The organism is Amycolatopsis sp. H20-H5 (assembly GCF_035828755.1).
Taxonomy (GTDB): domain Bacteria; phylum Actinomycetota; class Actinomycetes; order Mycobacteriales; family Pseudonocardiaceae; genus Amycolatopsis.
Genome location: NZ_JAYMZS010000005.1, coordinates 142,007 through 155,743, shown reverse-complemented (window position 1 = coordinate 155,743; position 13,737 = coordinate 142,007). Strand labels below are relative to the sequence as shown.

General features: G+C 69.7%; 5 protein-coding genes. 2 read left to right on the top strand and 3 right to left on the bottom strand.

The genetic code is table 11. From position 1 onward, the window contains the following. Positions 1-733 precede the first annotated feature (733 nt). Positions 734-1,300 (bottom strand): hypothetical protein, encoded by a 567-nt coding sequence (locus QMK34_RS04330; protein WP_326411705.1) that lies wholly within the window; start codon positions 1,298-1,300, stop codon positions 734-736. 407 nt (positions 1,301-1,707) lie between these two features. Between QMK34_RS04330 and QMK34_RS04325 the strand changes: the two genes are divergently transcribed. Together QMK34_RS04325 and QMK34_RS04320 are read left to right on the top strand one after the other, a co-directional pair. Further along, positions 1,708-8,952, top strand: a complete 7,245-nt coding sequence (locus QMK34_RS04325) for an SDR family NAD(P)-dependent oxidoreductase (RefSeq protein WP_326411703.1) — start codon at positions 1,708-1,710, stop codon at positions 8,950-8,952. 25 nt (positions 8,953-8,977) lie between these two features. Continuing rightward, entirely contained in the window at positions 8,978-10,021 is a 1,044-nt protein-coding gene (locus tag QMK34_RS04320) for an SDR family oxidoreductase (protein ID WP_326411701.1), read from the top strand. Here the strand turns inward: QMK34_RS04320 and QMK34_RS04315 are convergent, their stop codons facing one another. Both QMK34_RS04315 and QMK34_RS04310 read right to left on the bottom strand, forming a co-directional pair. Beyond that, positions 10,022-11,260, bottom strand: a complete 1,239-nt coding sequence (locus tag QMK34_RS04315; protein ID WP_326411699.1) for a wax ester/triacylglycerol synthase domain-containing protein — start codon at positions 11,258-11,260, stop codon at positions 10,022-10,024. Next, entirely contained in the window at positions 11,257-13,344 is a 2,088-nt protein-coding gene (locus QMK34_RS04310) for an MMPL family transporter (RefSeq protein ID WP_326411697.1), read from the bottom strand. The genes QMK34_RS04315 and QMK34_RS04310 overlap by 4 nt, the downstream gene beginning before the upstream one ends. Positions 13,345-13,737 lie beyond the last annotated feature (393 nt).

Sequence of the window (13,737 nt, the reverse complement as noted above, 5' to 3'; positions counted from 1 at the left end):
TCCACGTTTACCCGCAACCTATCAGTAGCGTCTTTGTCGCCACGGAGGAAATTCAGGAGCCCTCGCTGAAAAACCCCATCAAAGACGTCATACGCCACTTCGGAGGCCGGAGCACTTCCTCAAACAGGCTCTGCGTACGCAAGTTACCTGCGACGCGCAGTAAACCTGTCGACCTGTGGACGGATCACGGGAGCCCCTTGGCGTCCGGGGTAGCAGCCAACCTCTTGGTAGAATTGGCGTGACCCACCCGTGCGAGGACAGATTCCCGACCGCAGGCGGATCAGAGATCCTCATGAACGAGTTGGCTCGCAGCGCTCCGCGCCAAGGGGCGGCGACGACTCTCGGCGGCGTGCGCAGCAAGGGCACCGCCTTGTACGACCGGCCGCTGCTGGGATCCCGGCGCGGAGGAGCACTTGCTACTGGTACGCAGCTCGATCAGCAAACCCGGGGAACTGGCGTACTACACCTGCGATACCCGCTGCCCTGTGCCGCTGACTGAGCTCGTTCCTGTCGCCGGAAAGCCGTACACGCAGAACGGGTCCTGACGAAAAGAGGGCACCCGAGTTGGTGACGATTACCTAACCACCACCAGCGGCGCCGGAGTCCAGCAACTCGCCGATAGCAGCGCCGACGAGCAGCGATGGCTCGTCACGGTCTTCCTGCCCGTAGGCAAATCCCGAAGCGGCCAAGTCGCAGCGCTTGCTGCTCCTGTGACGAGCTGCCGCCGCCCGGGTCAGGTCTTCTTCGGCGCGAAGGCCACCTTGAACGAGCCCGAGGTCTTGATCACCTTGTTCTCCTTGCCTTCCTGACACTGCGCGTCGACGGTTTCGGTCATCTTGGCCAGGTCCTCCGGGTCCGGATAAAGCGTGGCTGTGGCACCTTCGAGCTCACCGGTGACAGTGACCTTTCCCACGACGGGCAGCTCGTCATCCTTATAGGACACCGAGTCGATCGTGAGCTTGCTCGTCTTGGCGTCTGCTTCATTTGTGGTGGTCCAGGCAATGTTGACACTGGTTTTGTCCAGTGTGAACGCGTGACAGTTTCCGGTGCCCTTCGTTTTCTCCGCTGCCTCGAACTTACCGCCGATGATCTTCGAGGCCCCGCCCTCGCCGCAGGTGAAGGTCTGCGGAGTGAGCGCGATTTCGACAGGAGTGGCGGTGCTTTTCATCCCGGACGCTTCCACCGCCAGAATCATCGTACAGATGACCTGACCCGAGGCTGTCGCCGACGAGGAGGCCGCGGCCTGGAGAACCACCGGGGTGGTGTCCTTGCCGGCGCCGAAGAACTGGGAGCCGGCCATGCTCGCACCCACGGTGAGCACGGCGACGCCCGCGACGGCACCCCATCGCGCTCCGGCCGCGCGGCGCGGACTGGCCTTCGTCTCATCGGGATACGTCATTTCGGCTCCTTAGCTCTGTTTCCGCAGACAGGACTTAGGTCACCCATGATCACACGCGCGAATGTGAAAATGAACCGTGCTGCCCCGAAATCACTCCACAGAACCCGGGGTACCTCTGTGCCTCAAGCTTTCGGGTGAAGACCGTGGACAGTGGGCGCGATAAGGCCTAGCGATTTTCAGCGGAATCGTGTTCACCGTGCGTTAGCACTCGAAAGGGGAGCCAGTCACTCGTTCAGAGAGTCGACTATTCACTCCGGCGAGGGCAAGGATCGATTCACGGAATGCCTGCCGCCAGCCCGAGGAGAACCATGCCCGAGCCCGTCGTCACCGCCCCGGCCGGGGACATCGCCATCACCGGTGTGGCCTGCCGACTGCCCGGCGGGATCAGCGATCTCGGCGGTCTGTGGTCGGCGCTGTCGGCGGGGCTGGACCTGGTGAGCACGATTCCCCCGGAGCGGTTCGACACCGACCGGTTCGTCGCGCCGGGGCGGCGGCCGGGCCGCAGCTACACCGCCGCCGCCGGAGTACTCACCGGCGTCGATCTCGCCGAGTTCGACGCCGGGTTCTTCGGTATCTCCCCGCGCGAGGCGAGCCGGATGGATCCGCAGCAGCGACTGCTGCTGGAGATGGCGGTGGAAGCGCTCGACGACGCCGGTGCCGACTGGCGTGCGCTGGCCGGAACCGGCGCGGGCGTCTTCGTCGGGCTGTCCGAGGTCGGCTACGGCGGCGTCCAGCAGTCGGACCCCGGCAGCGCCAACGCCTACACCAACACCGGGGTTTCGGCCGCGATCGCGGCCAACCGGCTCTCCCACTTCTTCGACTTCCACGGGCCGAGCATGACCGTCGACACGGCATGCTCGTCGTCGCTGGTCGCGCTGCACCAAGCCTGCGAGAGCCTGCGAGGCGGAGCCGGGCCCGTGATGCTGGTCGGCGGGGTGAACGTACTGCTCAACCCGCACACCTTCGTCGGGTTCGCGCAGGCGACGATGCTGTCCCCGACCGGACGCTGCCGCGCCTTCTCCGCCGAGGCCGACGGCTTCGTCCGCGCGGAAGGCGGCGGCGTACTGGTGCTGAAGCGGCTGTCCGACGCGCTCGCCGACGGCGACCGGGTGCACGCGGTGATCCGCGGCTCCGGAATCAACAACGACGGCCGGACGGCGGGACTGGCACTGCCCAGCGCCGACGCACAGGCCGCGTTGCTGCGGGAGGTCTACGCGCGGGCCGGGATCGAGCCGGACGAGGTCGGGTACCTCGAAGCGCACGGTACCGGCACAGCGGCGGGCGATCCAGTGGAGTGCGAAGCCATCGGCCAGGCGCTCGGCGCCCGCACCTGGCCGCTGCCGATCGGTTCGGTCAAGACCAACCTCGGCCACCTCGAAGCGGCCTCGGGCATCGCGGGATTGCTCAAAGCGATCCTCGTGCTACGGCACCGGGAGATTCCCGCATCGCTGCACGCTTCCCCGCTCAATCCGGAGATCGATTTCGACCGGCTCGCCCTGGCTCCGGCGATCTCGGCGACAGTGTGGCGGGCCGACGGGCCTGCGGTGACCGGGATCAACTCGTTCGGGTTCGGCGGCACAAACGCGCACGTGGTCCTCGGTTCGGCTCCGGCCGGATCCGCCAGAGCCGAACCGAGGCACGGCAAGCTTCCCCTGGTGGTCTCCGCGCGCACGCCAGAGGCGCTGACGAAGGTTGCAGGGCTCCTGGCCAAGCAACTCGGCGATGCTCCGGCGGAAGAATTCTACGACCTCTGCTTCACCGCGACGCGGCGGCGCAGCCACCATCCACACAGGCTGGCCATTCTCGCCACCAACAGCCAGCAGGCCGTGCAAAGGCTGACCTCCCCGGTCCTTGGCCCTGGGCAAGCGGCTCAGCGGGGCCGAGTCGGGTTTGTTTTCTCCGGCAACGGTTCCGCTTGGGCGGGGATGGGCGCGGACCTGCTGTTGGCCGATCCGGTATTCCGGGCCGCGGTGTCGAAGGTCGACGCGGCGCTGCGCCCGTACCTGGGCTGGTCGGTGCTCGACGAGCTGGCGGGCCGGAGCCCGCGGCTGTCCTCAACGGACTTCGCGCAACCGGCACTGTTCGCGGTGCAGCTCGGCCTGGCGGAATCGCTGCGGGCCAAGGGAGTCACTCCGGCCGCCGTGACCGGCCACAGCGTGGGCGAGGTAGCGGCCGCGTACGTGGCCGGTGCGCTGGAGCTCGACGACGCCTGCCGGGTCATCGCCGAGCGCAGCCGCGCCCAGTCGCCCACCGCAGGCCGGGGCCGGATGGCCGCGGTGGGCCTGTCCCCCGCGGACGCCCGCGCAGCGCTGCTCCCCTGGCCCACGCTGGAGATCGCCGGGATCAACAGCGCGCAGGACGTCACGGTGAGCGGCGACGCGAGCGCGTTGGCCGAGCTGGGAACGCGGCTGGCGGAGCAAGGTGTCTTCTTTCGCGAGCTGAAGCTCGACCACGCGTTCCACAGCCGCTCGATGGATCCGATCGAGGGACCGCTGCGCGACCGGCTCGCCGGGCTGAGGCCGGTGGCGACCCGGCTGCCGATGATCTCCACGGTGACCGGGACCGCGGTCGACGGCACGGAGCTCGACGCGGGCTATTGGTGGCGCAACGTCCGTGAGCCGGTGTTGTTCGCCGACGCGGTCACCGGCTTGCTTGCCGAAGGTGTCGACGTTTTCGTGGAGGTCGGGCCGCATCCGGTGCTGCGCACCTACCTGCGGCGGGTGGCCTCCGAGGCGGCCGTGCTGGGCACTCTCGAACGCGGCGGCGTGACCACGGTGGACACCATCGTCGAGCACCTGCTCGAAGCTGGTGCGGATATCGACTGGGCGAGCTACTTTCCCGAGCCCGGCCGGGTGCTGGACCTTGCGGCCTATCCCTGGCAGCGCGAGCGCCACTGGAACGGCACCCGGCACGGCTGGTCGCGCGACGGCGGCGACGGCAGCACCGACCATCCGCTGCTCGGCCAGCGGATGAACGTGCTGGAGCCGACCTGGCGCGACACCGTCGAACCGGCGCGCGTGCCGTGGCTGGCAGACCACCAGGTGGGCGGGGCGGTGGTGCTGCCCGCGGCCGCGTTCGCCGAGATGGCGCTCGCGGCGGGTCGCCGGGTACACGAGGCCGCGGTGGAGGTCACCGGCCTGCGGATGCACACGGCACTGGTACTGCCGCAGGATCCACCGGACACCACCCTCCAGTTCTCGTTGTCCGAAGAGGACGGTGTGTGGCGGGCGGCCAGCCGCACCGGTGCCGGGCTGGACTGGCAAGAGCACGCCACCGGGCGCGTGCGGCGGCACTGGGAGCCGGAGCCCGCCGCTGTCGATCTCCCTGGGCTGCTGGCAAGGCTGCCCGGCCACCTCGACGCCGCCGAACTCTACGCGGCAGCGACGCGATGCGGGCTCGGCTACGGCCCGGCGTTCCGTGTGCTCACGGAGATCCGCCACGGGCCGGGCGAGGTTGTCGCGGCCTACCGGCTCGATCTGGCGCAGACGGGATACGAGGTCCATCCGGCATTGCTCGACGGCGCACTCCAGGCAGGAGCTCCGCTGCTGCCTGGCGGCGACACTTTCCTCCCCCACCTGCTCGGGACAGTCCGGCTGTGGCATCAGCCTCCCGCGCGCGGCTTCGTGCACGTACGGGCCGTGGCGAGCGAGCGCGATTACGCGCGGTGGGACATCACAATCTGCGGTGAGGACGGCGTGGTCGCGCTCGAAACGCGGGATGCGTGGCTGCGACGGTTCGACATAACCGCGGCCGAGGCGGCCCGGAGCTACGTCACCGTGCTGCGGGCGGCTCCCTACGAAACCGTTACGGTGACGGGTACGCCGATGCCGGGTGCTTCGGAGCTTGCCGCGGCGGCGGCTCTACGTCCAGTGTCCGAGGCTTTCGCACACATCGCCGGGGATTACCTGCCTCGGGCGAAAGAGGCTATCGCCCACCACATTCGTGCCGCCCTGCGAAGGATCCTCCCCCAGCAGGCGGCTTTCACGTGGGAGGACCTCCTGGCAGCCGGAGTGCGGCCCGGCTACGAGCGGCTGGTCGAACTCCTGCTGTCGATAGCGGTGCGGTACCGGGACGGGGAGCCTGGCCGCGTACTTGAGCGGCTGCTGGCGGACTTTCCCGGCCAGGCCTGCGAACTGGTGCTCGTCGACCATGTCGCGAGCCTGCTACCGGAGCTGCTGCTCGGCCGGGCGGATCCGCTGGAGGTGGTCTTCACCGACTGTGCCACGTTCATCGAGCAGTCCTACGACGTGACGCCGCTGTCCCGCTACCACAACGAACTGCTGGGGAACGTGCTCACCGAGATCGTGGCCGGCTGGCCGGCGGACCGGCCGCTGCGCGTGCTGGAGGTCGGCGGCGGGACCGGCGGGACCACGGCCGCGCTGCTGCCGCTGCTACCGGCGGACCGCACACAGTACGTCTTCACCGACGTCAGCACCGCCTTCTTTCCCTGCGCGCGCAGCAGGTTCGCGGCCTACGACTTCGTCGAGTACCACTCGCTGGACCTCGAACAGGACCTCGGTGCGCAGGGCTTCCCGGAGGCAGGGTTCGATCTGGTGATCGCCGCCAACGCGCTGCACGTCACAGCCGATGTGGTCGGTTCCACCCGGGAGCTGGGGTGGCTGCTGGCCGGCGGTGGCCTGTTGCTGGCTTTCGAGGTGCACGATCCCGAGCTGATGGTCGTGCCGTTCGGGCTGCTGGAGGGCTTCTGGGGCTACACCGACACCGAGTTGAGGACCGGCTCGCCACTGCTGTCCCGCACTCAGTGGCTTGAGGTCCTGCATCAGGCAGGCTTCACTGACCTGGCTAGGCTTGGCGCCGACGAGGAACCGTTGCGCAGCACCGCTTCGGTTCTCGTGGCCACTCGCGCCCCGGTGTCCGAATCCGTCGTGCCGCTGCCGCCGTCCCCCCTCGGAGTCCGGTGGGCAGTGGTGCCCGAGGACGACTCGGAGGCGGGATTCGCCACCGCACTGGCCGAGATACTCACCGGATCGGGCGGCGAAGTCGAAATGTCCACAGTGGATGGACTCGGGCGTGCCGGCGGACCGCTGCGAGTGGTGCTGCTGCTCGCCGCTCCGGATCGGGTGGAAACTCCGGCTGAGGCCACCGACCGGATGGTGAAGCGGTCGGCGTTGCTGCGCCGAGTCGCGGCGAGGCTCGGCCAGCTGGCGTCCGAAGTAGACATAACCTGCTGGCTGGTGACGCGGCCGAGTGGCGCACTACCGTTCCCCGAACGACCCGAGACTCCGGCTGACGCCGCAGCCTGGGGCGCCGCCCGAGTACTGGCCAACGAGCAACCCGAGCTCAACCTGCGCCGGATCTCCCTCTCCCGCGGTGAAAAAGACGCGGATCGGCTGGCTCGGGAAATCCTCTCGCCGTCCCAAGAGGATGAAGTAGTACTGACCGGTCCGGGGCGGTTCGTCCCCCGGTTACTGGCGTCCACTTTCCTGGTTCCGGTGCCCGGCTCTTCCGCGCCCTATGCCTTGCGTCTGCTGGATCCTGGTCTGTCCTACCGGCTCTCCTGGGGCCCGGCGGAGACGGCCCGGCCGGGGGCGCACGAGGTGCTCGTCAGTATCGAGGCCGCGGCCTTGAACTACCGGGACGTGCTGACGGCTGTCGGCGCGCTGCCGCCGGAGGCGATCCACGGCACGTTCGCCGCCCGGGGCCTCGGTTTCGAGTGTGCGGGAGTGGCCGTCGAGGTGGGCGCGGAAGTCGTCGGCCTGCGGCCGGGCGACCGGGTCTTCGGCCTTGCCCCGGCAACGCTGGCGTCGCACACGGTCGCCGACGCCGCGGACCTCGCGCTGGTCCCGCCCGGGATGTCGTGGGCCGAGGCCGCCACCTTGCCTGTGGCGACCGCCACCGTCGAGCACAGCCTGGGTTTTCTGTCGAGGCTGGCTCCGGGCGAGGTGGTGCTGGTGCACGGTGGAGCCGGTGGGGTCGGCCTCGCCGCGCTGCGGTACGCCCGGCGGCGCGGGGCGACGGTCATCGCGACCGCGGGCTCTGCGGTCAAGCGGCAACTGCTGCGGACGCTCGGAGCCGAGCACGTTTTCGACTCCCGCGGCCTGACGTTCGCCGCCGAGATCCTGGCCGTCACGGGCGGCCGGGGCGTCGACGTCGTGCTCAACTCCCTAGCAGGGGAGGCGGTGCCGCGCAGCCTCGAACTGCTGCGCCCGCACGGGCGTTTCGTCGAGCTCGGCAAGCGGGACGTGCTGGAGAACAAGCGGGTGCTGCTGCGCGCGATGGAGCGCAACATCAGCTTCTTCTGCGTGGACCTGAGCACCATGGATCCCGCGCATCCGGCCGTGGCCGCCTCGCGGTTCGGCGCGCTGGCGACGGAATCTGCCGCTCTGCCGCACACGGTGTACCCGGCCGCCCGGATCGGCGAGGCCTTCGAGCTGCTTCGGCACTCCCGGCATATCGGCAAGGTGGTCGTCTCGTTCGAGCAGCGGCCGCCGATCGAGCGCCTGCCGGACCGGCCGCGGCTCGATCCGGCCGCGACCTACCTCGTTACCGGCGGCCTGAGCGGATTCGGCGCGGCGACGACCCGATGGTTGGCGGACCATGGCGCGCGGCACTTGGCTTTGCTGGGGCGCCGGGGATCGAATTCCCCTGAAGCGGCCGGTCTCATCGCCGACTTGGCAACGCGCGGTGTCGCCGCCACCGCCTACGCGGCCGATGTGACCGATTCCGGCGCTCTGCGGGAGGTCTTCGCCGCGGTCGACGCGAGTGGCCACCCGGTGCGCGGAGTGGTGCACGCCGCGATGCAGCTCGACGACGCGACAGTGCTCGACCTCGACGAAGATCGTGTCCGCACGGCACTGGCACCCAAGGCGCAGGGCGCGCTCGTCCTCGACGAACTCACCGCCGATCGGGAGCTCGACTTCTTCGTCTTGTATTCCTCGCTGACCGCGGTGGTAGGGCAGGTCGGGCAGAGCAATTACTGTGCGGGCAACTCAGTACTAGCCGCCGTGGCCAGGAACCGGCGTGCCCGCGGCCTGCCGGGGAGCGTGGTCGAGTGGGGTGCCATCGGCGAGATCGGTTACGTCGCCCGCACCGGTACCGAAGAAATGCTGTCCGGCATGGGAATCCGCCTGATGGAGCCCGAGGCGGCGCTGGCCGGGCTCGATGCGCTGCTCGGCTCTGGCAGCGATGTGCTGGTTGTCGCCGGAATCAACTGGAGCCGGCTGCGTGAGATCCTGACCGGTGTCCGGGGATCGCGGTTCGCCCTGGTGGTGCCGCCGGTGGCGGAAGGTCCCGGGCAGGACCGCGACGAGTTCCTCCAGTCGCTGACCGGCACGACACCCGAGGAAGCGCACGAACTCGTCCAGGAAGCACTGATCAAGCTGCTCGCGGCCGTGCTTCAGACCACTCCGGACCGGATAGATCCGACGCAGCGGCTGGACCAGCTCGGGCTCGATTCCTTGTTGGCGACGGAAATGCTAGTGGCTGTCCGCCGCCTGCTCGGCTGCGATCTGCCCGTGCTGGCGATCGCCGGAAGCACGCTGGCCGATCTCGCTCGCACCGTGCTCGCGCGGATGACTCCGGTGGTGAGCTGAGCCGGTGGTTGACCGCGGAGTGGTGATGACTGGTGCCACCGGATTCCTGGGCCTGCATTTGCTGCGCGAGCTTCTGTCGCGGCACAGCAGAATTACCGTGCTGGCCCGCGCCGAGGAGTCGGCGGTGCGCGGGCGGATCGACCGGTTCCTGCGGTTGACAGGCACCGAGAGCCGCGTGCGCGTGGTCCGAGCCGACATCACGCGGCCACGACTGGGACTGCCGGAACCGGAGTTCACGGACCTGGCCGGCGGGCTGGACGTGCTGTGGCACTGCGCGGCCGACATCTCCCCGGGCGCGGACCTGGAGCAGCTGCGGCGTGTCAACGTCACCGGTGTGCGGCACGTGCTGGAGCTGGCGGCGGCCGCGCCGCGGCGGCCCGCGGTCCGGCATGTCAGCACGATCGCCGTGGCGGGAGCCCGCCGCCACGGCCTGATCGGCGAAGACTGGCTGGACGCGGGCCGCGGCTTCGAGAATTCCTACGAAAGAACGAAGTACGAGGCCGAAGTGCTGCTCCGGCAGTGGGCGGCCGAGACGCAGCTGCCGGTGACGGTGTTCCGGCCCGCCGGGCTCGTCAGCGACCTGCCGCTGGGGCCGGACCTGCCGCGGCATCCGCTCAGCGCGCTCGCGGAGCTCATCGAGGGGCCGCTCTCCAACTGCGCTCCCGTTGCTCCGCCCGTGGTCCGGGTGCCCGGTGACGGCACCGCCGTGCTCAACCTGCTGCAGGCAGAGCACGCCGCAAACACGATGGTCCGGCTGGCCGGACACCAATCAGCCGGTGTGGATACTTACCACGTGGTGCACCCGCGCGACACCCTGGTGAGCGATCTGCTGACCGCGTTCAACCGCGTCCTGCCGGTGCGTTTCCAGCTGGTGCCAAGAGCCCCGGCGCATCCCTCGCCGCTGGAGACCGTCGTCCGCGACCACGCGTCCCTGCTGGCCTACACCCGGCACCACCGCCGCTTCGACGACGCACGGGTGCGCGCCCTGCTCGGTCCGGCTACGGCGCCGCCGATCGGTCTCGGCTACCTCGAAGCGAGTATCCGGGGCTGGCAACTGGCCACGCCCTAGTCACCCGTCCAGTTCGTCAAGGGCGGCCAGCCACAACCGCACCAGCCCGGCCCCGGATGGCAGCGACGAGTCGGTGGTGACGTTGAGCGTCGCTTGCCCGGCAACGGAACTAAGGAACACTCCCAGTGGGCGTCCGTGCTGGAGCAGGCCGAGCGGGACAGTGCTGCGCAGGTTCCGTCCTCCGAACACAGGCGGGATCGCCGGGCCGGGCACGTTCGCGACTATCATCTCCGTGTACCACCGCGACAGGGACCACCGCGCGAGCAGCCCCAGCAGCCAGTCCGGCAGCAACCGGATACCGGCCCGGCCCACATTGGCCGCACCACTGCTCTTGGTCGCGCTCCCGGTCCGGACCAGCAGCCTCAGCCGGACCGTCGCGTCGGCTTCGTCGCAGGGCAGCCGGTACCGGGTGACCGCCAGCCGGTTGCCCGGCCCGGGTGTCCCGTCCAACGCGCGGATGTCGATCCCGAGCAACGTCCACACCGCGCCCGGGCGGCCGGTTCGCCAGGGCGTGTGCGGCCAGGCGCGCAACGCGCCGGCCAGCGCGGCGAGGAAGACTTCGTTGACCGTGGCGCCGTGGCGATGACCGATGCGGGTGAGGCGGGCGAGCTCGACGGTCTCGAACACCAGCCGTCGCTCACCGGTGAGGCCGTGGGACGAGAAAGTTCGTCCGGAGAGGGGAAAGAAGCCACGCGCGTACCGAGCCAGGCCTTTGAGGACCGTCCACAGGTCCACACTTTTCCGCGGTGGCCGCGCTGGTCTCGCCGGGCGGGCATCCGCCGAGGGGAAGCAACGCGCGGCGAGTCCCCACAGCCCGGCGGCGTCGAACTGCGCGTGACTACATTGGATGACGAGCGCCCACTCGTCTTCGGCGTAACCGTCGAGCAGCCAGGTCCGCCACAGGTGCCCCTCGCGGGGAAGCGGCGCAGCCTGAATTTCTTCTGCGGCAAGGCGCAGTCCCGTCTCCCCCGATGTTTCCGGCAGCGCGCGATGGCGCACCAGGCCCTCCCAGTCAGGCTCACGCGCGGCCCAGCCCGGCCGTCGCCGTCCCGGCGGCCTCACCAGCACAGTCCACAGCTCGGGAACGCTGGCGGCCAGGTGCCGCCGGAACTCACCCACTCGCGGCGAGGGACCGCCGAAGCGAAGGATGGCGCCGACCTCCATCGGGTTGCGCGGATACCGGTCCTGCAGGCGGAGAGCCGCCCAGTCCACCGCGGACACCGGCCGCTCGCCAGTCACCTCGGGCTCCGGAGCACCCGGGCGGGCAGCCACCAGTTCCAGCGGCCGAGGATGCGCATCAGTGCGGGAACGAGCACGAGACGGATCACGGTGGCGTCAATGAGCAGCGCCGCGGCGATGGTGAAGCCGAAGACCTTCAGGCCGGTCAGCCGGGACAGCAGCACGCTGCCGAAGGCCGTCGCGAGGATGACCGCGGCCAGCGCGATGGGCCGCGCCGTGCGGCGCAGTCCCACCACCACCGAGGCGGTGTTGTCGCCAGTACGCCGGTACTCCTCCTGGATCCGCCGCACCAGGAACATCTCGTAGTCCATCGACAGCCCGAACAGCAGCCCGAACACAAGGATCGGGATCTGCGGCCAGACCGTGCCCACGCTGGTGAAGCTCAGCACGTCCTGCGCCGCTCCCCGCTGGAACAGCACGACCGCGAGCCCGAACGCCGACGCGGTGGCGAGCAGGTTCATCACGATCGCCTTGAGCGGCAGCAGCAAGCTGCGCAACTGCACGACCAACAGCCCGAACATCAGCACCAGAACGATTCCCACCACCCACCACAGCTTGCCTGTCACCTCGGCGAGGACGTCGGCCATCAGCGCACCGGAGCCGCCGACCAGCACCGTGGTGCCCGGCGGCGCCGTAGCGGGGGCGATGTCCGCGCGGATCCGCCGTACCAGGTCGACCACGCCCGCCGAGTCCGCCGGACTGGCGCCGAACAGCACCAACACGGTGAGATCGTGCCCGTTGTCCGCTTTGGTCACTGCGGTGACGGCACGGTCTGCCCTCAGCGCTGCCAGCAGGGCTCCGGTACCGGGTTCGGCCGCGGACTCCGGCCGCCGCACGAGCACCATGACGTTACCGGGCGCTCCGGGCATGTCCTGTTCCATCACCGCGAGCCCGTGCCCGAACGGAGTCTCGGCCAGCGCGCGTCGCTCCAGATCGAAGCCCAGCTTGAGATCCATGGCGGGCAAGGCGAGCAGCAGCAGGCCGGCGAAGACGCCGACGGTGTAGGGCCACGGATGTCGCATCAGGTGCTGTGCCCAGCGTGCGAGCCTGTCGTCGCCGGAGGCGGGCACCGGGCTTCCCGGCCGCAGCCAGCGCGGCGACCATTCCAGCCACCGGGTCGTAGACACCAGCAGCGCGGGCAGCAAGGTCAGCGAGGCCACCAGCGCCACCACGATCACCGCGGCGATCCCGAACGCGAACTGCTGGAACACCGGCCACCGCACCAGCAGCATGCCCGCCGCCGACAGGAACACGATCACGCCCGAATACACCACAGTGCGCCCGCTGGTGGCCAGCGCCACCCCGATCGCCCGCTCGGGACACGCGCCCTCGGCCAGTTCCTCCCGGTAACGGCCGACCACGAACAACGCGTAGTCGACGCCAACGCCAAGCCCGACCGCGCCGACACCGCTCAGCAGCATGCCGTCCGGACGCAGAACGCCGATCGTCGCGGCGAAACCGGCGAAGGTGACGATCACCGACGCGCCCGCCACCACCACCGGCAGCAGCGCCGCCACCACCGCCCGCAGCCCGAGCAGCAGCACCAGGATCGCGACCGGGACCGCGACGAGCTCGATGCGCAGCAGATCGGTGGCCTCCACCAACTGCGCGGCCTGGCCGTAGGCCGATACCCCCACCGCGTAGGCATGCACCGCGCCGGCCGAGGCGGCACCGGCCGCGTGGTCCGCGGCGGCTCGCTGCGCCGGCGCAAGGTCCTGGCGCTGCCTGCTGTCACCGGAGGTGCCGACCACGAGGTACGCGGTGTGAGGGTCCTTCCACAGGCCGCGCAACGGTTCCATGACAGCGGAGACCGGTGCGTGGTCCCCGGCGACTGGCAGGGGCAGCACTCCGGTCACGCCGGGCTGCCGGGACAACGCGGCCGTGGCGGCCCGGGTCGCGTCACGGAACACCGGGTCGGCCGCCATTGGCCCGTCGGCGTGCAGCACGGTCAGCATCAGGTCCTTGCCGATCCACGGCATGCCTTCGCTGAGCACCTCACTGGCCCGTGCCGACTCCGAGCCCGGTACCTCGAACGGCGGCGAGGTCAGCGCGCCCAGCAGCTGCGGCAGCCCGAAGAGTCCCATCACGACAACGAAAAGCCAGCCACCGATCACCGCCTTGCGCCACCGCGAGACCAGCGCGGCCCACCGCTCAAACCTATCCCGAGGACCCGCGGTCCTGCGGGCGGTGTCGACCACTGCCGTCCCCCTCTGCTTCGGAGTGCCACAACCGAACAGTGGCAACAGCCGCACGCCACCGCCAACGGAGTCACCGGAAAGGTGGACAAAGTTTGCATGAGGACGTTATGCCCTCGCCCGGCGCCACACGAACGGACAGCCGAGTACGACACTCGAAGCAGCGCTCGGCAACCATCGCAGGGCCAACCTGACGCTCCTCCCTTGATCGGCCGGCGAGTTCTTTGCACCACGTGGTGTAAGGTCCCAGCGACGTCGTATCCGCATTGTGCTGCCCCCTGC

What these genes read in the sequence shown, in the direction of transcription:
- QMK34_RS04325 (WP_326411703.1), top strand. Translation starts at nt 1,708, where the DNA reads ATGCCCGAGCCCGTCGTCACCGCCCCGGCCGGGGACATCGCCATCACC.
- QMK34_RS04320 (WP_326411701.1), top strand. Translation starts at nt 8,978, where the DNA reads ATGACTGGTGCCACCGGATTCCTGGGCCTGCATTTGCTGCGCGAGCTT.
- QMK34_RS04310 (WP_326411697.1), bottom strand. Translation starts at nt 13,344, where the DNA reads ATGGGACTCTTCGGGCTGCCGCAGCTGCTGGGCGCGCTGACCTCGCCG.
- QMK34_RS04330 (WP_326411705.1), bottom strand. Translation starts at nt 1,300, where the DNA reads ATGGCCGGCTCCCAGTTCTTCGGCGCCGGCAAGGACACCACCCCGGTG.